Annotated in this window: 24 protein-coding genes; 1 reads left to right on the forward strand and 23 read right to left on the reverse strand. The window is 54.3% G+C overall.

The genetic code is table 11. The features are described from left to right. Nucleotides 1–3: 3 nt before the first annotated feature. From B5E62_RS07325 to B5E62_RS07380, 14 genes are all read right to left on the reverse strand, one after another. On the reverse strand, nucleotides 4–363 hold the full coding sequence (locus tag B5E62_RS07325) for an Asp23/Gls24 family envelope stress response protein (protein ID WP_033125226.1): 360 nt from the start codon (nucleotides 361–363) through the stop codon (nucleotides 4–6). A 148-nt stretch (nucleotides 364–511) separates the two neighbouring features. Continuing rightward, nucleotides 512–697: a 50S ribosomal protein L28 gene (gene rpmB / locus B5E62_RS07330; protein ID WP_076777440.1), complete on the reverse strand. Its 186-nt coding sequence runs from the start codon at nucleotides 695–697 to the stop codon at nucleotides 512–514. Between the two features lie 114 nt (nucleotides 698–811). After that, nucleotides 812–964: a hypothetical protein gene (locus B5E62_RS17050; RefSeq protein ID WP_164488604.1), complete on the reverse strand. Its 153-nt coding sequence runs from the start codon at nucleotides 962–964 to the stop codon at nucleotides 812–814. A gap of 74 nt (nucleotides 965–1,038) precedes the next feature. Continuing rightward, nucleotides 1,039–1,449: a GerW family sporulation protein gene (locus B5E62_RS07335; protein ID WP_087173969.1), complete on the reverse strand. Its 411-nt coding sequence runs from the start codon at nucleotides 1,447–1,449 to the stop codon at nucleotides 1,039–1,041. Nucleotides 1,450–1,470: 21 nt separating this feature from the next. After that, nucleotides 1,471–2,448 (reverse strand): DUF2953 domain-containing protein, encoded by a 978-nt coding sequence (locus tag B5E62_RS07340; protein ID WP_162610273.1) that lies wholly within the window; start codon nucleotides 2,446–2,448, stop codon nucleotides 1,471–1,473. A gap of 16 nt (nucleotides 2,449–2,464) precedes the next feature. Next, entirely contained in the window at nucleotides 2,465–2,791 is a 327-nt protein-coding gene (locus B5E62_RS16895) for a hypothetical protein (protein WP_162610274.1), read from the reverse strand. A gap of 48 nt (nucleotides 2,792–2,839) precedes the next feature. Further along, the gene (locus B5E62_RS07345) at nucleotides 2,840–4,183 is read right to left on the reverse strand and encodes a peptidoglycan D,D-transpeptidase FtsI family protein (RefSeq protein ID WP_087174022.1); all 1,344 of its coding nucleotides are present in this window, start codon (nucleotides 4,181–4,183) and stop codon (nucleotides 2,840–2,842) included. Between the two features lie 37 nt (nucleotides 4,184–4,220). Continuing rightward, nucleotides 4,221–5,696, reverse strand: a complete 1,476-nt coding sequence (locus B5E62_RS07350) for an FtsW/RodA/SpoVE family cell cycle protein (RefSeq protein WP_087173971.1) — start codon at nucleotides 5,694–5,696, stop codon at nucleotides 4,221–4,223. 8 nt (nucleotides 5,697–5,704) lie between these two features. Next, nucleotides 5,705–7,951: a peptidase U32 family protein gene (locus B5E62_RS07355; RefSeq protein ID WP_087173972.1), complete on the reverse strand. Its 2,247-nt coding sequence runs from the start codon at nucleotides 7,949–7,951 to the stop codon at nucleotides 5,705–5,707. A gap of 70 nt (nucleotides 7,952–8,021) precedes the next feature. Then, nucleotides 8,022–8,435 carry a cell division protein ZapA gene (gene zapA, locus B5E62_RS07360; RefSeq protein ID WP_033125221.1) on the reverse strand — a complete coding sequence of 138 codons (414 nt, stop codon included), beginning with the start codon at nucleotides 8,433–8,435 and terminating at the stop codon, nucleotides 8,022–8,024. A 67-nt stretch (nucleotides 8,436–8,502) separates the two neighbouring features. After that, the gene (ruvB, locus tag B5E62_RS07365) at nucleotides 8,503–9,510 is read right to left on the reverse strand and encodes a Holliday junction branch migration DNA helicase RuvB (protein ID WP_087173973.1); all 1,008 of its coding nucleotides are present in this window, start codon (nucleotides 9,508–9,510) and stop codon (nucleotides 8,503–8,505) included. Nucleotides 9,511–9,525: 15 nt separating this feature from the next. After that, entirely contained in the window at nucleotides 9,526–10,140 is a 615-nt protein-coding gene (gene ruvA / locus B5E62_RS07370) for a Holliday junction branch migration protein RuvA (RefSeq protein ID WP_087173974.1), read from the reverse strand. Nucleotide 10,141: 1 nt separating this feature from the next. Next, a complete protein-coding gene (locus tag B5E62_RS07375; protein WP_087173975.1) occupies nucleotides 10,142–10,651 on the reverse strand; it encodes a Gx transporter family protein in 510 nt (169 codons plus the stop codon). Between the two features lie 12 nt (nucleotides 10,652–10,663). Further along, entirely contained in the window at nucleotides 10,664–11,035 is a 372-nt protein-coding gene (locus B5E62_RS07380; protein WP_087173976.1) for a NusG domain II-containing protein, read from the reverse strand. Between the two features lie 271 nt (nucleotides 11,036–11,306). Here B5E62_RS07380 and B5E62_RS07385 point away from each other — a divergent pair, with 271 nt between their 5' ends. Next, nucleotides 11,307–12,296 carry an FAD:protein FMN transferase gene (locus B5E62_RS07385; RefSeq protein ID WP_087173977.1) on the forward strand — a complete coding sequence of 330 codons (990 nt, stop codon included), beginning with the start codon at nucleotides 11,307–11,309 and terminating at the stop codon, nucleotides 12,294–12,296. An 84-nt stretch (nucleotides 12,297–12,380) separates the two neighbouring features. On the opposite strand, the gene B5E62_RS07390 is transcribed toward B5E62_RS07385, so the two are convergent. From B5E62_RS07390 to B5E62_RS07430, 9 genes are all read right to left on the reverse strand, one after another. Further along, nucleotides 12,381–12,602, reverse strand: a complete 222-nt coding sequence (locus B5E62_RS07390) for a helix-turn-helix transcriptional regulator (RefSeq protein WP_087173978.1) — start codon at nucleotides 12,600–12,602, stop codon at nucleotides 12,381–12,383. Beyond that, the gene (locus B5E62_RS07395; RefSeq protein ID WP_087173979.1) at nucleotides 12,602–12,916 is read right to left on the reverse strand and encodes a DUF6442 family protein; all 315 of its coding nucleotides are present in this window, start codon (nucleotides 12,914–12,916) and stop codon (nucleotides 12,602–12,604) included. The genes B5E62_RS07390 and B5E62_RS07395 overlap by 1 nt, the downstream gene beginning before the upstream one ends. 134 nt (nucleotides 12,917–13,050) lie before the next feature. After that, the gene (locus tag B5E62_RS17125) at nucleotides 13,051–13,608 is read right to left on the reverse strand and encodes a hypothetical protein (RefSeq protein WP_206414309.1); all 558 of its coding nucleotides are present in this window, start codon (nucleotides 13,606–13,608) and stop codon (nucleotides 13,051–13,053) included. Between the two features lie 41 nt (nucleotides 13,609–13,649). Next, on the reverse strand, nucleotides 13,650–14,105 hold the full coding sequence (locus B5E62_RS07405; protein ID WP_087173980.1) for a DUF2752 domain-containing protein: 456 nt from the start codon (nucleotides 14,103–14,105) through the stop codon (nucleotides 13,650–13,652). A 5-nt stretch (nucleotides 14,106–14,110) separates the two neighbouring features. Beyond that, nucleotides 14,111–14,902, reverse strand: coding sequence for an RnfABCDGE type electron transport complex subunit B (locus B5E62_RS07410; protein ID WP_087173981.1), 792 nt, complete (start codon nucleotides 14,900–14,902; stop codon nucleotides 14,111–14,113). Nucleotides 14,903–14,914: 12 nt separating this feature from the next. Next, the gene (locus B5E62_RS07415; RefSeq protein WP_033125212.1) at nucleotides 14,915–15,490 is read right to left on the reverse strand and encodes an electron transport complex protein RnfA; all 576 of its coding nucleotides are present in this window, start codon (nucleotides 15,488–15,490) and stop codon (nucleotides 14,915–14,917) included. Between the two features lie 11 nt (nucleotides 15,491–15,501). After that, nucleotides 15,502–16,218, reverse strand: coding sequence for an electron transport complex subunit RsxE (rsxE, locus tag B5E62_RS07420; RefSeq protein WP_087173982.1), 717 nt, complete (start codon nucleotides 16,216–16,218; stop codon nucleotides 15,502–15,504). A gap of 12 nt (nucleotides 16,219–16,230) precedes the next feature. Continuing rightward, a complete protein-coding gene (locus B5E62_RS07425; protein WP_087173983.1) occupies nucleotides 16,231–16,815 on the reverse strand; it encodes an RnfABCDGE type electron transport complex subunit G in 585 nt (194 codons plus the stop codon). Then, nucleotides 16,815–17,768 carry an RnfABCDGE type electron transport complex subunit D gene (locus B5E62_RS07430; protein ID WP_087173984.1) on the reverse strand — a complete coding sequence of 318 codons (954 nt, stop codon included), beginning with the start codon at nucleotides 17,766–17,768 and terminating at the stop codon, nucleotides 16,815–16,817. The genes B5E62_RS07425 and B5E62_RS07430 overlap by 1 nt, the downstream gene beginning before the upstream one ends. Nucleotides 17,769–17,788: the final 20 nt, after the last annotated feature.

Genomic DNA, 17,788 nt, shown 5'->3' on the forward strand with positions numbered 1-17,788 from the left:
TAACTAATCGATGACCCTGACGCCTTCGATGTAGATATTGATTTTATCCACCGGCATGCCGGAAAATTCTTCCACCCTGTACTTTACATTGCTGATCAGGTTGTCCGTGACAGCGGAGATGCTCACGCCGTAGGACACGATAACATGGAAATCGATGGTGATCCGGTTATCGTCCGATATAGTGACCTGGATGCCGTGGGTGAGGCTGTCCTTTTTCAGCAGCCTGACGAGGCCGTCCTTCATGTTGACAGCCGCCATGCCGACGATGCCGAAGCACTCGACGGCAACAGTCCCCGCATATTTTGCGATTACTTCAGGATTTACTGTAATGATACCAAGATCTGTGCTCATGCTTCCCTTCATATGGTTCCCTCCAATGTTCTATTTTCATACTTTCTTAAAAGTCTGCTTAACAAAAGTATTATACTCTGTTTTCCAGTGTTTTACAACAAAAAAAGACTAACTTCCCATGTCTGTACAGGGAAATTAGCCCTCTTTTCTCACTCGCTGATTAAGCACGCTCTACTTTGCCGGATTTTAAGCAAGAAGTACATACATACATTCTCTTTGCTCCGCTCTCTGTTTTTACACGTACAGATTTTACGTTTGATTTCCACATTTTCGGTGTCTTTCTATGAGAGTGGCTGACACTGTTTCCAAAGTGAGCACCCTTTTCGCAAATAGCACATTTCGCCATGACTGCACCTCCTAACGCTCATGATAAGTCTGTTCTCCAGACTCGCAACAATGATATTCTATCAGAAGAATTTTTAAAATGCAAGCATTTCTTTTTGATTTTCAAAAATATTTGTCATTTATCGTCCCTGCAGCAGAAAAACAGCTCATACGCTGCCAGAAGACACAGGATGATGCACAGCACTTCCACGAACAAATTGGGAAGCCAGATGCTGATCAGCACGCCGACAGCGAGCCAGAACAAAGCAAAGCCTGCCACACGCTTCATAGGCAACCGCCCCTCCCGCAAGGCTTCTTCCTTCTATTCCTATGCATCCTTGCAGCCGGACAGAACAGGAGCTGCTATTTTTCTTCCTCCTCTGCCCCGTCCAGGATGTCGTTCAGATCCTCCTCTGACATCCTTCCGCTTCCCTTGGATGTAAAGCGGTCCAGCACATCCGGCACCATATCCAGGAGCTTGGTGATGGTATCCTGGTTCTTGATGTTGACCAGCCTGGTAGTGCCGTTCTGGATGACAAGGACGGCGCTGGGAGTCATCCTGCCGCCCAGTCCGCCTGCTCCCTTCTCCTTCTTCTCACCGCTCTTGTCCCCGTTGAAGGCGCCAGCCCCAACAGCAAAGGATACGTCCACAAGGGGAAGGATGATCGTGTCGTTGATGTGGATGGCATCCCCCACCACAGTCCTGGAAGAGATGACCGCGTCCATTCCATGAAATAATGCCTCCACAGTCCCTTTAAAATTATTGTCAGCCATATTTGTTAACCTCCTGTATTCTTACGCTTCCGCCCGCAGCAATCCCCGTATATCCCGGAAGGTCTCCCTCACCGCTCTGCGGCGGATGAGCTGGAGAGCCGCAAAGACAAGGCTGGCTGTATACAGCCGTCCCCGCAGCTTTGTCTTCCCCTGGAAGATCCGCTCCTCAAAATCCGGCTCCACACGGACATCTCCGGGCAGGAAGGGATAGAGTACAGCAATACCTGCCAGCAGCTGCCCTGTATGATATGGATCTTTAAAGCCAAAGCGCACGGACAGGCTGAATTGTCTGGGAAGAACACTCCCGAGAAGGCGGATACATTCCTTTTTCGCAATGCAGAATGCCTTTTTATGGGTCTCGTCGCTCAAAAAAGCGGCTATCTGTTCCTTTTTTTCCGTAATCAGATTTATTTTAGCACAAATCCTGTCAAAAGTACATTTTATCTTTTGAGCGATCTTCTGAAAGCGCCGGCGTATTTTCTCCAGCCTGCTTTGTGCAGGCTCCTCTTTATCCGCCTGCGCAGCCTTCGCAGCTGTCTTCTCAGGCGCCGGAGCTGCCTCTGGCGCCTTTTCAGTTTCCTCAGCTCTCTGGTGATCTTTTTCACGTTCCTTTTCATGGTCTTCCTCCTTTTTCCGTTCCCTGCTTTCTTCTCTTACCGCCTGCTTTTCTTCCGTCCGCTCCTCCTCCTGCTTCTCCTCTTTCGTCCGTTGCCCCGGTACATCCGGCTGCTCCCCGCGGTCGCCTGTTTGGGACAGGCCCAGCTTCTTCCAGGCGACTCTACCCCGCACAGAGGCTCTTCCATCCCGGAAGGCAAACCGCAGCTCCACCAGGCCGAGCAGCCAGGTGATCCGCCCCCGCGCCCGGAAATCCTTCTGTCCGGCGTCCCATCTGGCCCTGCCCCGGTAACAGAAGGGCACAAAGAGGACGGTACAGAGCGCTAATAGGAGTATGCCCAGTATGGCGGCTAATATGATGCCCGCAATTTTTAAGATCAACAATATAATGTGAAGCATATTACTCTTCCTGTTCCCTGTAGTGTATGTAACCGCAGACGTCTGTATCCATATGAGCGTCAAAGGTCTCCTGGGTGATCTGGCGCACAAGCTCCAGCGCGTCGTCATAGTCCCCGGCAATGCCCGCGATGAACAGTTCGCCGGTGGGATAGCTCTTCTGGAGCAGCTCGGCAGAGCAGAGGATCTCCATCCGCTCCCGTCCATGATCGCACAGTGCAATGAGGTACACAGGAGCCTGGAGCCGGCCCGCTCGAAGCCGGCGGATGACCTTGCTTTTCTTTTTTTCCATTCCTTCTGACAGATACAGATGCTTTGCAAATTTCATCATATACAAGCTCCTCTTAAACGGTCCGGGGATAGAGAAGGTCCCGGGGATCTACTGATTATAATAATAACTGTCCAGTATCTCTTTTGCAACATCTACCGCTCTCGTGCCGCCGTCAGACTGCTCCACGATCACGCAGATGGCAAGCTCGGGATTGTCCACATCCGTGAATCCCACAAACCAGGAATGATTTCTGGAGGAATCTCCGTCCGCATACTCGGCCGTGCCGGTCTTGCCGGCCACGCTGTATCCGGACCCGGCGAAGACAGAGCCCGTGCCGTAGTCCGTCACATCCTGCATGTAGGCCTTCAGCTGGGCCGCCTCCTGGGAAGTCATAAGGGAGCCGTAGCTTTCAGGTGATGCCTCCCGGACAATGGATCCCGTATAGTTGGTCACCTGCTCCACCAGGTAAGGGCGCATCAGATTGCCGCCGTTTGCGATGGCGGAGGTGATGAGTGCCATGTGATAGGGGCTGACCTGGGTCTCCCCCTGCCCCATGGCTGTCATCATCCTGTCTGAGGAGGAGGCATTCCCGTCCAGGGAAAAGCTGCTCCTGGCCGGAGAGATGTCGTCTCCCGGAAGGGCCTTGTTAAAGAGCAGGTCTCCGGCTGTGTCCTGGTAGCCGGAGATATCCAGCGAAAGTCCTATGTTGCAGAAGGACGAGTTGCAGGAGTAGGCAAAGGAATCTGCCAGGCTCACAGTGCCGTGGACATTCCCTCCCGCACAGGGGATGGTCACGCCGTCGTAGGTGATAGAGCCGCTGCAGGTGTAGGTATAACTCTCATAATCCGCATGCTCCCGCATATATTCCAGGGCTGTCACGATCTTGAAGGTGGAGCCCGGTGCGTACTGCCCCTGGAGGGCCCGGTTCAAAAGGCTGCTGTCCGGGTCGCTGTTCAGGGCGTCCCAGTCCTGCTCCACCGTGTTGGGGTCAAAATCCGGCTTGGAGAGCATAGTCAGTATCTTTCCGGTAGTGGGCTCCAGGATCACCACCGCCCCCTTGTTGTCTCCCAGCGCATTGTAGGCGGCCTGCTGGAGACTCGTGTCCAGAGTGGTCACGACCGTGTCTCCTATATTCTTCTCGTCCTGGAATTCATTGCGCAGCTTCTCCAGGAAAAAGGCGTTGGAGGTGAGGAGCTCAAAATTCTCTGTTGACTCCAGTCCTGATTTCCCCTGGGAATCGTACCCCACCACATGGGCATAGAGGCTGCCATAGGGGTAGCTGCGGTACTCGCTCCCGTCCTCAGCAGTCTCTGTAGAGGCCAGCACATTCCCGTCCTTGTCCAGGATGCTGCCCCTCACAACACGGTCCGCCATGGAGTCAAGCCTGGGATTGTAGGGGCTGCTGATGATATCCTTGCTCTCCACGATGTTGAAATAGCCGATGTAGGCCATCAGAACGAGAAAGAGGGCCACAAAGGCATAGGTGACTCTAGCGAACTCTTTGTTTACTTCCCGCTTTTTCTTTTTTTCTTTCTTTTCCCGCTGTTTTAACTCTTTTTTGCCCTGCCGGCTCATAGAGGCTCTTTCCTGCTGCTTCCTTTGGCGCTCTGCCTCTCTTCTGAGCTCGTAGCTTCTGTTCTTTTTTTCTTCTCTCAATGCTTTCTTCCTCGTCCTCTCTTAAAATGTAAAGTCCCTGGATGATCGCAAACATGATCAGCGTGCTGAGCATGGAGCTTCCCCCGTAGCTGACAAGGGGCAGCGTCACGCCGGTAGACGGAATGAATTTGATCACGCCGCCTATATTCAGAAACACCTGGAAAATGTAACAGGTGCCAAGCCCCAGCGCCACCAGCTTGTAGAACTGGTTGTGGAGCTGCATGGCAATGTTCAGGAACATGATATAGCAGCTCACAAATATAAGGATGAGACAGAGGGCAAAGACAAGCCCCAGCTCCTCCGCAATGGCTGAAAAGATGAAATCCGAGTCCCGCACCGGTATGCTCTCCGGCGAGCCCTGGCACAGCCCCATGCCGAACCAGCTCCCGGTCCCGATGGCAAAGAGGGACTGGGCCACCTGGTAGCCGCCGTTGTCATAGGTGCCGAAGGGGTCCCGCCAAACATTGACACGGGTCCGCACGTGGGCGAACAGATAGTACCCCGCCACCGAGGCGCAGGCCCCGGCTCCCACCCCGGCCAGCATGTAGAGGGGCTGCCTGGTGGCCACGTACAGCATCACCAGATAGACCACGAAGATAATGAGGGCCGCCCCCAGGTCTGTGGAGATGACAAGGATCAGCACGTGCAGAGCCGCTATCATGGTAGTTATGACTACATTTTTGAACTGGACGGACTCCTTCAGGCTGGCAGCCACGTAGAATACGAAAATGATCTTCACCAGCTCAGAGGGCTGTATGCTGATGCCTCCTATGGAAAAGCCAAGCTTCGCCCCGTAGGACACCTGCCCGAGCACCGCCACCACGGCAAGGGAAGCCATGCCTGCGATGGCGTACAGCTTCCGGAGCTTTGCGAGCCCCTTTACCTTTCGGATGATGACAGGCACCACAAGACTGAGGGCGATGCCGGCTGCCGCAAAGACAAACTGGCGCATGGCTGTGCCGTAGTCCAGCCGGGTCAGCATCACAAGCCCGACACACAGGAGCATGCACATATTGTTGACCACGAGGCGGGATACTCTTGGATAGACCTTTGTGTACAAGAGGATGGTCGCGCCAAATAGCACCACCTGGGCAAGGTACAGCCCGGCGATCCGTATATCGTCCATTTCCAGATACAGCACGAGAAACGCGATCAGATGGAAAAGGAACATGAGGATATTCTGTCTGCGCAGCATATCCTGCTTCTTCTGCATATCATGATAGCCGAATATCGTGAAGCACAGGTATGTGTACATGATGATCAGTATGATGATGAGATATTTCGAAAGCTCTACAATTATATTTACCAAAGTTTCACCTACTTTACTCCCCGTTTAAAATGGCCCCTCGTATAGCCGCCCTCCCATCCGGGCGCCTCCCCTGAGGAGAGCCAGCCCTGGAACAGCTCCAGGACCTCCTTTGTCCTCCCTTTGCTCTCCCATGTAAATCCACACAGGAGGGCGGCAGGCGCCAGAGACTCTATCTCCCTCTCCTGCCCGATGAGGACGAGAGGGTCTGAGTTATATATTACATTATAGCAGTAAAGACACTCGCTGCGCACCATGAATTTCTTGCGATACCGGTCTGTCATGTGGGTCCAGCCCGACTTCCCGGCGCAGCCCTTTGTGTGCTTCCGTATGCACCCGGCGCTGACCATGACCGGGAGATAGCCGTATACAGGGAGCAGCATCCGCCCTCTGTCCAGGTCCAGCAGCTCCCGGGCGTTCAGCTCAAGAGGAGCCTCCGCAAGACCGTCTGCCAGCTCCTGCCAGAATGCCGCCGCCCGCCGGTTCCACGCGTAGGCAGATGCTCCCGTGTCCACAGGCTTTGAGAAGCCCGACTCTCTGAGGAGCAGAAGGCTTTCCAGGTTTTTCACCATGGCGCCGTCAAACTCCCTGCCCATGTCATGCAGTTTCGCCCTGTAGAATCCCTCCGCCTCCCTGCGGCAGATTTCAGCCATGGAGACATACACCTCCACCTGCCCCTCCTTTGCCCTTGCCAGGACCTCATCTGCTCCGCCTCCGGCCCAGACTGTATCCGGAAGATAGATCCTTTTTACAGAGGGGACAGCGAGGGCAGCCATGGCCTGCTCCACGGCCATGACAGACACAAAGAGCGGGATTTCCCTGAGGGGACGCTCCTGGCAGGGCTTCCCCGCAGAAGGGAACGGCCTGTCCGGAATCGCCGTCTCCAAAGGCAGCGTTTTTTGAGCTGTCTCAGACCCGCAGGGTCTCCGGAAGGATGTGGTGATCGCGTCCTCCAGCTTTTCCAGGCCCGCCCGCCGGAGCGCGTTGAGTGACTGGAGGGGCAGAAAAATCTCTCCCTCTGTATGGATTTCCAGGTCCTGAAAGACAAATTCCGTATTTCCCGTCTTCTTCATCTGCTTCAGGAGCTGTTCCCGGGCCAAGGGCCTGCTCTGAGCCTCCTGCACCGTGTCGCCGCTGACTGTCACCTGGGCCTTCTTTCCCGCAGTGTCGGCATATAGAGTAAGTGTAGCACTTTTCCCGGGAGAAAGTATTAATTTCCCATTAATTTTTTCTTGCAGATGGCTTTCCTTCCCGCTTTTTGAAGATGCATCCCTCTTCTGTGCCGGCTCAGGGCGGTCCAGGGAGAGCATCTCCCTGCCGTTGTGGCGGGTGTAGTACCCGTCCGTATAGCCCCGCCGCGTGTAGGCCTCGAGGAGAGCTCTTTGATCCTCCCGGGACACCCGGAAGCGTTCCTTATCGCCTTCCAGCTCTGCCCAGAGGTCTGTGTATTTCCGGTACATGGAAGTGACGGTCTCCACGTAGTAGGGCTGCTTCATCCTCCCCTCGATCTTGAAGGAGGTAATGCCCGCCCCGACAAGCTCCGGGATGAGCCGGATGGTGCACAGGTCCTTCAGGCTCAGGATATCCTGCTCTTTTTTCGTCTGCTCCGCCCTCCACGGGAGGCGGCATGGCTGGGCGCACTGGCCCCGGTTCCCGCTCCTTCCGCCTATCATGCTGCTCATGAGACAGCGCCCGGAGTAGCAGTAGCAGAGCGCCCCGTGTACAAAGCACTCCACCTCCAGGTCTGTCTCCTCCGCGATCCGGCGCACCTCCCCGAGAGACAGCTCCCTGGCCGGGACTACCCTTGTGACGCCCCGCTCCTCCAGAAAGGAGGCGCTGACCGCGCTGGTCACTGTCATCTGGGTGCTGGCGTGGATGGGGAGAAGGGGGAACTGCTCCCTTATGAACTCCATTACTCCCATGTCCTGTACGATGACCGCATCCAGCCCCTGCCGGTAAAAGGGAAGGAGATAGCTGTAGAGCTGGTCAAGCTCACGCTCCTTGACCAGCGTGTTGACAGTCAGATAGAGCTTCTTCCCGTGGATATGGGCATAGTCGATGCCCTCCAGGAGCTCCTCCTCTGTGAAATTCCGGGCAAAAGCCCTGGCGCCAAAGCAGGCGCCTCCCGCGTAGACCGCGTCGGCTCCCGCCCTGAAGGCGCACTTCAGTATGTCCAGGGAACCGGCCGGAGCCAGTATCTCCACCGGCCCGCCCTTCTGCCCCGGCTCTCTGTTTTCTGTTTGTTTCGGATACGGCATACCTGTCTTCCCTCCCCTTTTGGTGACCATTCTTTTCGATGAACATTTAAAAAGGCTGTCCCATGACAGCCTATTTTTTCTGATTGTTCTTCATCTCTGTTTCCAGTTTGACGATCTTCATCTGAAGCTCCCGGTTCTCCTCTTTCATCCGGTCCAGCGTCTTCTCCGCGTTCTCGAGTTTTATCTGAACGGAAATGAGCTCATGCTTCAGGTCGTACATCTCTTTGTCCTTCGCCTCAATGTCGCTCTCCAGGGTGCCGCCCTGCTTCTTTGCCTTGAAGTAGTCATCGGCGATGTTCAACGCAAGGAGGATGCTCCTCGTCTCAGCGCTCTGCTTGCGGTATCCCTCGCTGTTGGTACACTCTTCCAATTTATGGTTCAGATAGGTGGACACCCTCTGCAGATACTCCTCGCTTTCAAATCCGCTCAGTGTGAAGACCTTGCCCCCTATGAGAACTTCCGTATAATTCTTTGATGATGCCATAAATGACCTCCCGCCCTTTTACGTTTATCCTGCAATTTATTATAAACTATTTACATATAAAAACCAACTATTTTTCAATATTTTCAGGTGAAATTCCCAGATGCTCATAGCTGAGCGCCGTAACCACGCGGCCTCTGGGCGTTCTCTGTATAAAGCCGTTCTTCAAAAGATAGGGCTCGTAGACGTCCTCAATGGTCCCCGCGTCCTCCCCGATGGAGGCGGCCAGCGTGTCAAGGCCCACAGGACCTCCCTGGAACTTCTCGATCATGGTGAGAAGGATGTTCCTGTCGATATGGTCCAGTCCGTACTTGTCCACGTCCAGAAGGTCCAGGGCAAAATCCGCCACAGCCTTCGTGATGACGCCGTCGTATTTCACCTGGGCGAAATCCCTCACCCGCTTGAGGAGACGGTTTGCAAGCCGGGGCGTTCCCCGGGACCTCCGTGCCAGCTCCATGGCTCCCGCCTCGTCGATCTCCACCCCCAGCACGGCGGCGGAGTTCATGATAATGGTCCGAAGCTCCGGGACCGTGTAAAATTCCAGGTGATGGACCACGCCAAACCGGTCCCTCAGGGGCGCTGTCAGCATGCCAGCCCTTGTGGTGGCCCCCACCAGGGTAAATTTTGGAAGGTCCAGGCGTATGGACCTGGCTCCGGCGCCTTTGCCGATGACAATGTCAATAGCGTAGTCCTCCATGGCCGGGTAGAGCACCTCCTCCACCTGCCGGTTCAGCCTGTGGATCTCATCCACAAAAAGCACATCACCCTCCTGCAGATTGTTCAGGATGGCTGCCATCTCCCCGGGCTTCTCGATGGCCGGCCCGGAGGTGACCTTCAGATGGACCTGCATCTCGTTGGCGATGATGCCGGCCAGGGTCGTCTTACCAAGCCCCGGCGGACCGTAAAAGAGCACATGGTCCAGCGCCTCCCCCCTGGCCTTGGCGGCCTCGATGTAGATCTTCAGCGTGGCCTTAGCCTTCTCCTGACCGATGTAGTCCTTTAAATAACGGGGTCGGAGACTGTTCTCTATCTTAACATCCTCTTCCAGATTTTCTGTTGTGATAATTCTTCGTGTCATGTCTTCTACCTGCTTCTAGAACATCATTGATTTCAGAGCTCTCTTCAGCACATCCTCCACCTGCATGTCCTCCGTGATCTCCACCTGGCGCACCGCCTTGAGAGCCTCCGTGCTCCCGTAGCCCAGGGCCACAAGAGCCTGTACCGCGTCATTCTGGACTGTTCCTGCAGGGCCGGCGCCAATCCCCGGCACGCTGTCCGCATCCCCGGAGTGAGGGAGGGCGTCCTCAAGCTTCAGTTTGTCCTTCAGCTCCAGTATCAGCTTTTCCGCCGTCTTTTTCCCAATGCCGGGCGCAGACGAGATGGCCTTTGCATCGCCCGAGAACACAGCGAACCGCAGCTCATCAGGCGTGAGCTGTGAGAGGATGTTCAGACCTCCCTTGGGTCCGATGCCGCTGACACCTATGACAAGCCGGAACACCTTCAGGTCATCTTCTGTCAGGAAGCCGAAAAGCTGCATGCTGTCCTCTTTTACGCTGAAATAGGTGTGTATCTTTACCTGGCTTCCGATAGCCGGCAGCCTTCCCATGGCGCTGCCGGCCATGAAGATCCCGTAGCCGATGCCACCGGCTTCCACCACGACCCTGTCCTCCTCCACCGCGGCCAGTTCACCCCGTATATATGAAATCATGTCATCTAACTCCCTTTCCATTCAATGTAATGCCTGTCAGCCGTCTCAGCATGGCGTCAGCGGCAATGCCGATGACAAGTCCCGTGAGCAGCCCGGCCACAAGGAGGACCGGGACATAGTAGGAGACACTGAAGGTCTGGACGACGAACATGGCTACCGCGAGCTGTCCCACGTTGTGCATGACGCCCCCGCCGATGCTGACACCCAGGACGCTGAAGCCTCCGTTCCTCTTCAGCAGAGCCATGACCGTCAGGCTGAGGAGCGCGCCGGCCAGACTGTAGAGGATGCTGAACATGCTGCCAAATATAAAGCCCGCCAGGACAACTCTTGTTACAGACAAAAGATAAGCCTCTCTGAGGCTCATCTTATAAAGTGCGATCACTATGATAAGATTGGCAAGACCCAGCTTGACTCCAGGAATACCGATCTGAAATGGTATCAGGGATTCCACATAGCTGAAGATCAGCGCCAGTGCCGTGAAAACTCCAAAATAAGCAACCCGCGTCTTCAAGGACAGCACCTCCTAATTCGTGACAGCGTCATACTCGCTCTCCTGCCTGGACTGGATCTCCACGATCACCCTGTTGGGGAGACAGATGATACTCTCGTTGTCCGCGGACACGGCCCGCTGGTCCACGCAGAGCTGGTCCGGACAGTCCGCTTCTATCATCTTGGCCCTCCCGTTCCTGATCCTGAGGATATTGGTCCCACCGTTGATGGAGACCTCCCTGTCCTCGTTCAAAGGATATGTTCCCTCTATCGCACCGTCCACACGGACCACAGCCACGCCGCTTCCGGCACTTCCCAGCGCTTCGTGAAGGAGCCAGGAGCCGGCCGCTACCGCCAGGATCAGCACGATAAGTACGATATCTTTTATCTTCAGACGTTTTTTCATGATGACTGCTTTCGCTTTCTCCTAAATACTATATGTGCTATTCTACCATATCGTTTTGGGATGTGCAACCACATGTTCGGACATCTGTTCGGATGAGCAGCAGCCACATGTTCCTGTGTAGTTGCAGTTGCGGCCCCTGCCGTGACTATGTTATAATGTTTGCGCAAAAGCGTGACCTGAAGCGGCAAGACCGCTTCACCCTGTCGCTCACGCGGTATGACAGCGACGTGCCGCAGACCTGGCACGATTTTTACAAATGAGGTGGAAAATCATGAAATTATGGAAAACACGGTCCCTGGCAGGAGCGGCTGCGGCAGTCTCTTTCTTTCTGGTATCCGGCTGTGCGGCAGTCTCCTCCGAGCCCATGACGTACACAGACACGCTGTTTGACAGTGTGATCTCCCTGCAGATATACGACTCGAGGGACCAGGATATACTGGAGGGATGCCGTGAGCTCTGTCAGAAGTACGACGTCATGTTCTCCCGGACCAATGAAGAGAGCGAAATCTCCAGGATCAACAATGCCCAGGGCAACCCGGTCGAGGTGTCGCCGGATACTGCCACCCTTGTCAAAAAGGGGCTCTACTACGGCAAGCTCTCCGGAGGGGCCTTCGACATCACTATAGGCTCTGTGTCCAGGCTGTGGGATTTCAAGTCTGAGGACCCGGCTCCGCCGGATCCTGCCGCTATCGCCGCAGCCCTGACCCATGTGGATTATAAAAAGGTGGTCGTGGAGGGGAATACCGTCACCCTGCAGGATCCGGCCGCAGCCCTGGACCTGGGCGCCGTGGCGAAGGGATACATAGCTGACAGGCTGAAGGATTACCTGGAGGGAGAAGGCGTGCGCCACGCCCTCATCAACCTGGGTGGGAACGTGCTGGCTGTAGGTGACAAGCCGGACGGCTCTTCCTTTAATATAGGCATCCAGAAGCCCTTTGACGAGAGCGGCATCCCTCTCACCTCGGTCAGGATCGATGACAAGTCCATTGTCACATCGGGGACCTATCAGCGCTTTTTTGAGCGGGACGGCAGTCTGTACCACCACATTCTGGACCCCGCCTCCGGGTACCCCTGCAATAACGGTCTGGCCAGCGTATCCATCATCACAGACTCCTCTCTCACCGCGGACGCTCTGAGCACCACCTGTTTTGTCCTGGGCCCGGAGAAAGGGATGTCCCTTGTCAATCAGCTGGAGAACGTGGAAGCTGTATTTGTAGACACGGACAGCCAGATCACCTACTCAAATAATTTCCAGAAATAGAAAAACTCCCTATGGGCAGTTAATGTAGAAGCTCCCTGTGTGAGAGGCAATGCAAAAGACAATGCCTCTCGCGCAGGGAGCTTCTTACACTTGCCGTTCGTCAAAATAGAACAGCTCTTCAAACTTCTTATCTAAAGCGATACAGAGAACAAGCGCCAATTTCGCAGTTGGGTTAAACTGCCCTGTCTCAATAGAGCTGATCGTATTGCGGGATACCCCCACCATTTCCGCCAGCGCTGACTGTGACAGCTTTTTTTCTGTCCGCACTTCCCTTATATTGTTTTTCAGTATCAGCTTATCATTCATCAGAACAGCTCCATACAAAATTTACAAAAAAAGCAGGCAGCCAATATCAGCAGTACGATACCGGCTATAAGAGAATACTTTTGTTGCAGCTTTAGCCCCTCATAGGTAAATCCCAAGCCCGAAGTGCAAAACAGCAGCGATATGATGTCTGCGGGAGACTCTGTCCGGACTATCTTGATGATCATTATGACCGCCCCCAAGACAATCAGGCCCCACAGTGAAAAGGCATCCCTCTTTAGACGCACCTCTCTCTCGCGTTCATCTCCCAGATAATTTTCTCTTTTGGCTCTTAATAAAATTTCCTCTCTGTTCATGGATACAGTCTCCTTATGCCAAGTTTTATTGTCATTAAGAAGTATATCATTGCCAAGTATACTTGTCAATACTACGCATAAAAACGGCCAGCCCCATGGGGCTGACCGTTTCCTGATTACATGATTTCAAGAAATCAATATCCGTATGACGGATAGGCGCTGAACAGGGCTGCTCCGAAGACGAACACCAGGATGAAGGAGAGTATGATGACCACCAGCTCGATGACGAGTGCCGCGCGGCAGTAGTTTCTCCTGTTGATGTTGCCGTTCTTTCCGAAAGCCCACACAAAGTAGAGGATGATGCCCGCGCAGGGGATCATCAGGGCCAGGATGGTGAGGACCCAGTCACCCATGGACATGGGGCTTGTATCCATACCGCCGTACTGCTGCGGGTTGTAGCCGTTTCCGCCGTACTGCTGATTGTAATTCTGGTTGTAATTCTGGCTGTAGTTATAGTTCTGGTACTGATACTGGCTCTGATCCTGGTACTGGGTCTGGCCGTTCTGAGCATAGTATCCGTTCTGTCCCTGGCTGCCAGCGCTGTCTGTACCTCCTGCACCGTTATAGTCCGCACTGCTGTAGCCCGCATTGGGGTCTGTGTACTGCTGCTCCGGCTGGCTCTGCGAGCTTCCGCTCCCGGCGCTTGTATAGTCCTGTCCGTTGTCCGGCTGATTGTTGTAATTATTATCCATTTGTTCTTCCTCCTTGAGACACATAACAATCTGCCGTTATTTTACCATAATTGTCTGTAAATGACAATCTTTTGGAGGAGATTATCTGAATGGTAAATGTAGGGTTCCCTGTCAGGGAAGTATCTGTACATGGATACAGCGTAAAAGACGAGCATCCCGCAGATGAGAAGGATGCCGACCCACTTGAGCCACCCGGAAAGGTTCCTCCTGCGAAGGAGATATCTCTGTACAGCGGCGGCCCCCAGCCACAGCAGGATGGGATAGATAAAGGGCTGCAGCTCCCAGGCCTCCGCAAAACGGAGGGCGAGGACCGCAAGCCCCGCCCTTGTCAGCCCGCAGGCGGGACAGGGAAGGCCTGTCAGGCAGACTGCCGGGCAGATGCTGCCGAAGAGGATATACAGAAGACAAAAAAGGGCGATTACCGAAATAACCGCCCACTTTACATTCCTTATATCCGTCCAGAAAAGCTTTGCGCTGGATCTGATATATCTCATCATGATTTTTACAGTATCACTTTCTTCGGACACTTCTCCGCGCACTTTCCGCAGTTTGTACACTTGGAAGGATCGATGTGCGCGATATTGTCTACAACCTTGACAGCGTCAAACTCGCAGACCTTCTCACACATCTTGCATCCGATACATCCAACGGAGCATACAGACATGACATCTTTACCCTTATCCCTGGAGCTGCACTGTACAAGGTGCTTCTGCTCGTAGGGCACAAGCTCGATCAGATGACGCGGGCACACGGCGATACATTTTCCGCAGGCCTTGCAGGCATCCTTGTCTACTACAGCCACACCGTCCACTATATGGATGGCGTCAAAGGGACAGGCCTGCACGCAGGAGCCCTCTCCGAGACAGCCGAAAGTACAGGCCTTCGGGCCTCCGTTCTGCATCATATTGATCATGACACAGTCGTGTAATCCGTTGTAATTGTACGTCTGCTTTGCCACCTCGCAGGTGCCGGCACATTTGACAAAGGCAACCTCCCTTATCTGCTCTCCTGCGTCAACACCCATGATCGCGCCAACCTTTGCGGCCACCGGAGCGCCGCCCACAGGGCAGGCGTTGACCGGGGCCTCTCCCTTGGAGATGGCCGCCGCAAGTCCGGAGCACCCCGGGTAACCGCAGCCACCGCAGTTGTTGCCCGGCAGCACGCCCAGTATCTGCTCTTCTTTTTCGTCAACTTCTACTGCAAACTGCTTGTCCGCAAGTCCGAGGAAAATACCGATGAATAACCCAGTACCGCCTACAATGACTGCAGCCAAGATAATTCCTGTCATACTCATTTTCTTTTCCTCCTATATCAGCCCGGAGAAGCCGAAGAATGCGATCGCCATCAGTGTGGAAGTGAGAAGGACGATAGGCATTCCCTTAAAGGACTCCGGAATATCGTTGTATTCCATTTTCTCTCTGATGCCGGCCAGCAGGACAATGGCGATCAGGTAGCCGACTCCTGTGGCAAAACCGTTTACGACACCCTCCAGGATGTTGTAGCCATCCTGCACGTTGTTCAGCGCAACACCCAGCACGGCACAGTTTGTCGTGATCAGGGGCAGATAAACGCCCAGCGCGTTGTAGAGGGAGGGGACGAACTTTTTGAGGAACATCTCCACGATCTGTACAAGCGCCGCAATGACCAGGATGAACACGATGGTGTTCAGATAGTCAAAGCCCAGCGGATGAAGGATGAACTGGTACAAAAGGCCTGCCACCAAGGAGGCCAGTGTGATAACGAAGATAACGGCTCCGCCCATGCCGACCGCTGTCTCTGTCTTTTTGGAGACACCGAGGAAGGAACAGATACCGAGGAACTGGCTGAGCACCACGTTGCTCACGAGCGCAGAGCCCACTGCAATTAAAATCAAATCTCCCATGGTTTTCCCTCCTATTCTTTATCTTTTCCGGCTGCTGAAGGGCATCCGCCGCATGTAGCACAGTCCGCGCCGCAGCCTGACTGGATCTTGGAAGCGTCCTTGCCCTTCTTCTCCATGTTGATCTTCACCTTGTTCTGGAGAGCGGCAAGTCCCGCGAGCACGAGGAAGGCGCCCGGAGCAAGGATGAAGATGGTGATGGGTGTGTAGCCCGCGGTTCCGGTAGCCGAGTCAGCCAGCGGAAGGAGCTGGTAGCCGAAGACCTGTCCCGCGCCCAGTATCTCTCGCACGATACCGATAGCGATCAGGGCCACCGTAAATCCAAGTCCCATGCCCAGTCCATCAAAGATGGAGGGGAGCACCTTATTCTTGGAAGCGTAGCTCTCAGCACGGCCCAGGATGATACAGTTTACAACGATCAGTGGAATGTAGATTCCCAGTGAATCGTAAAGGTCCGGTGTGAAGCCTTCCATCATAAAGTCAACAATTGTTACAAAGGATGCCACGACTACGATAAACGCAGGCATACGGACAGAGTCCGGTATGATCTTCCGCAGCATGGAGATCAGCATGTTGGACATGACAAGTACGAATGTCGTGGAAAGTCCCATGCCGATACCGTTTGTCGCTGATGTTGTGACCGCAAGCGTGGGGCACATGCCGAGCATCAGGACAAAGATCGGGTTTTCATCTATAAGACCGTTTTTCAGTCTCTCGCCACATTCATTCATCTCAACTACCTCCTAAAACGCATTCTGGAAGTAACCAAGTGCCGCGTTCACCGCACCTGTCACTGCCCTTGTTGTGATGGTGGCGCCGCTGATGGCATCAATTGGCTCGCCCTCGCCGCCGTCTTTAGATACATAGAAATGGTCTGTCTGCACGCCCACATACTGGCCGTAGAAGGACTCGTTCTGGGCGTTCATTCCAAGACCTGCCGTCTCGCTGATGGACAGGAAGGAAATGCCGCTCACCGTGCCGTCCGCCGTAATGCCGACAACCACCTGTATATCGCCGCCGTAGCCCTCGCCGTCTGTAGCCGTGATGACATAGCCTGTGTCGCCGCCGTCCACTGTGCAGACCTCATCGATGGTGGCATCGATGCCAAGATCGGAGATTACCTGGTCTGCCACAGCGGAGTCCACATCTGTCTCCTCGAAGGAGCCCAGATCCGCGTCCGGGAACACAGCCTGCCATGCCTCCCTCTTTGCGTTCTCTTCAGACTGGGCGATAGGGTCCTTTGTGACCTCATAGGCAAGCCCGAGGAGAAGGCCGGAGATCAGTGTGATAACTGTAAGGATGATTGTATTTTTTATGATCTTGTTCATTATTTCTCTCCTCCTTTACCAAACGGTTTTGGAAGAGTAACCTTCTCGATCAGCGGTACCAGAAGGTTACTGATGATGATGGCGTAGGAAACACCCTCAGCAGACCCGCCGAAGATACGGAACAGGCCGGTCAGGACGCCGAGGCAGATGCCGTACAGATACTGTCCCTTCTTGGTGATGGGGGACGTAACGTAGTCTGTCGCCATGAACCAGGCTCCCAGCATGAGACCGCCGCCGCACAGGTGGGCTGTCAGGTAGGTGGGGTCGAAAAATCCAATCTCCGGATGTGCCACATGGCCGAAGATACCGACAAAGACCACAAAGGTCACGATGTATGTACCCGGGATGCGCAGGTCGATGACTCCCATCAGGATCAGGAAGATCGCGCCGATGATGATGGCGATGACAGATGTCTCACCGATGGTCCCGGGAATGGTCCCGATGAGCATGTCCATCGTGTTCACCTGGTCAAGAGCGCCCTCCTTCACATAGGAGAGGGGAGTCGGTCCTGTCACGCCGTCGTAGACAAAGCTTGTCATGGGGCCTGTAAAGGAAAGCAGAAGGAAGCACCTTGCTCCCAGAGCCGGGTTCATGAAATTCTGCCCCAGTCCGCCGAAAAGCTGCTTTACGATCAGGATCGCAAACACGCTTCCCAGGGCTCCCATCCACCAGGGGGCTGTAGGAGGCATGTTGAGACCCAGGAGCATACCAGTGACAACCGCACTGAAATCTCCTACTGTGACTTTTTTATGCATCAGTTTCTCATAGATAAATTCTGTAAGCACAGAAGCCGCCGTGGTGCTGACCATCATGATCAGGGCGGGAAGTCCAAAGTTGTACACTCCGAATGCAGTTGCCGGAAGCAGCGCAATGACTACCATGAGCATGATATTGCCGGAGGTCACTTTGGAACGTATATGTGGTGAAGATGAAATGTTAAATGAATTCTCCACGTTTGTTCACCTCTTCCTCT

Source organism: Lachnoclostridium sp. An118 (genome assembly GCF_002160985.1).
Taxonomy (GTDB): domain Bacteria; phylum Bacillota; class Clostridia; order Lachnospirales; family Lachnospiraceae; genus Claveliimonas; species Claveliimonas stercoravium.

Coding starts and splice junctions, on each gene's coding strand:
- B5E62_RS07325 (WP_033125226.1), bottom strand. CDS start 363: ATGAAGGGAAGCATGAGCACAGATCTTGGTATCATTACAGTAAATCCT.
- rpmB (WP_076777440.1), bottom strand. CDS start 697: ATGGCGAAATGTGCTATTTGCGAAAAGGGTGCTCACTTTGGAAACAGT.
- B5E62_RS17050 (WP_164488604.1), bottom strand. CDS start 964: ATGAAGCGTGTGGCAGGCTTTGCTTTGTTCTGGCTCGCTGTCGGCGTG.
- B5E62_RS07335 (WP_087173969.1), bottom strand. CDS start 1,449: ATGGCTGACAATAATTTTAAAGGGACTGTGGAGGCATTATTTCATGGA.
- B5E62_RS16895 (WP_162610274.1), bottom strand. CDS start 2,791: ATGATGAAATTTGCAAAGCATCTGTATCTGTCAGAAGGAATGGAAAAA.
- B5E62_RS07345 (WP_087174022.1), bottom strand. CDS start 4,183: ATGGCCTACATCGGCTATTTCAACATCGTGGAGAGCAAGGATATCATC.
- B5E62_RS07355 (WP_087173972.1), bottom strand. CDS start 7,951: ATGCCGTATCCGAAACAAACAGAAAACAGAGAGCCGGGGCAGAAGGGC.
- zapA (WP_033125221.1), bottom strand. CDS start 8,435: ATGGCATCATCAAAGAATTATACGGAAGTTCTCATAGGGGGCAAGGTC.
- ruvB (WP_087173973.1), bottom strand. CDS start 9,510: ATGACACGAAGAATTATCACAACAGAAAATCTGGAAGAGGATGTTAAG.
- ruvA (WP_087173974.1), bottom strand. CDS start 10,140: ATGATTTCATATATACGGGGTGAACTGGCCGCGGTGGAGGAGGACAGG.
- B5E62_RS07380 (WP_087173976.1), bottom strand. CDS start 11,035: ATGAAAAAACGTCTGAAGATAAAAGATATCGTACTTATCGTGCTGATC.
- B5E62_RS07385 (WP_087173977.1), top strand. CDS start 11,307: ATGAAATTATGGAAAACACGGTCCCTGGCAGGAGCGGCTGCGGCAGTC.
- B5E62_RS07390 (WP_087173978.1), bottom strand. CDS start 12,602: ATGAATGATAAGCTGATACTGAAAAACAATATAAGGGAAGTGCGGACA.
- B5E62_RS07395 (WP_087173979.1), bottom strand. CDS start 12,916: ATGAACAGAGAGGAAATTTTATTAAGAGCCAAAAGAGAAAATTATCTG.
- B5E62_RS17125 (WP_206414309.1), bottom strand. CDS start 13,608: ATGGATAATAATTACAACAATCAGCCGGACAACGGACAGGACTATACA.
- B5E62_RS07405 (WP_087173980.1), bottom strand. CDS start 14,105: ATGATGAGATATATCAGATCCAGCGCAAAGCTTTTCTGGACGGATATA.
- B5E62_RS07410 (WP_087173981.1), bottom strand. CDS start 14,902: ATGAGTATGACAGGAATTATCTTGGCTGCAGTCATTGTAGGCGGTACT.
- B5E62_RS07415 (WP_033125212.1), bottom strand. CDS start 15,490: ATGGGAGATTTGATTTTAATTGCAGTGGGCTCTGCGCTCGTGAGCAAC.
- rsxE (WP_087173982.1), bottom strand. CDS start 16,218: ATGAATGAATGTGGCGAGAGACTGAAAAACGGTCTTATAGATGAAAAC.
- B5E62_RS07425 (WP_087173983.1), bottom strand. CDS start 16,815: ATGAACAAGATCATAAAAAATACAATCATCCTTACAGTTATCACACTG.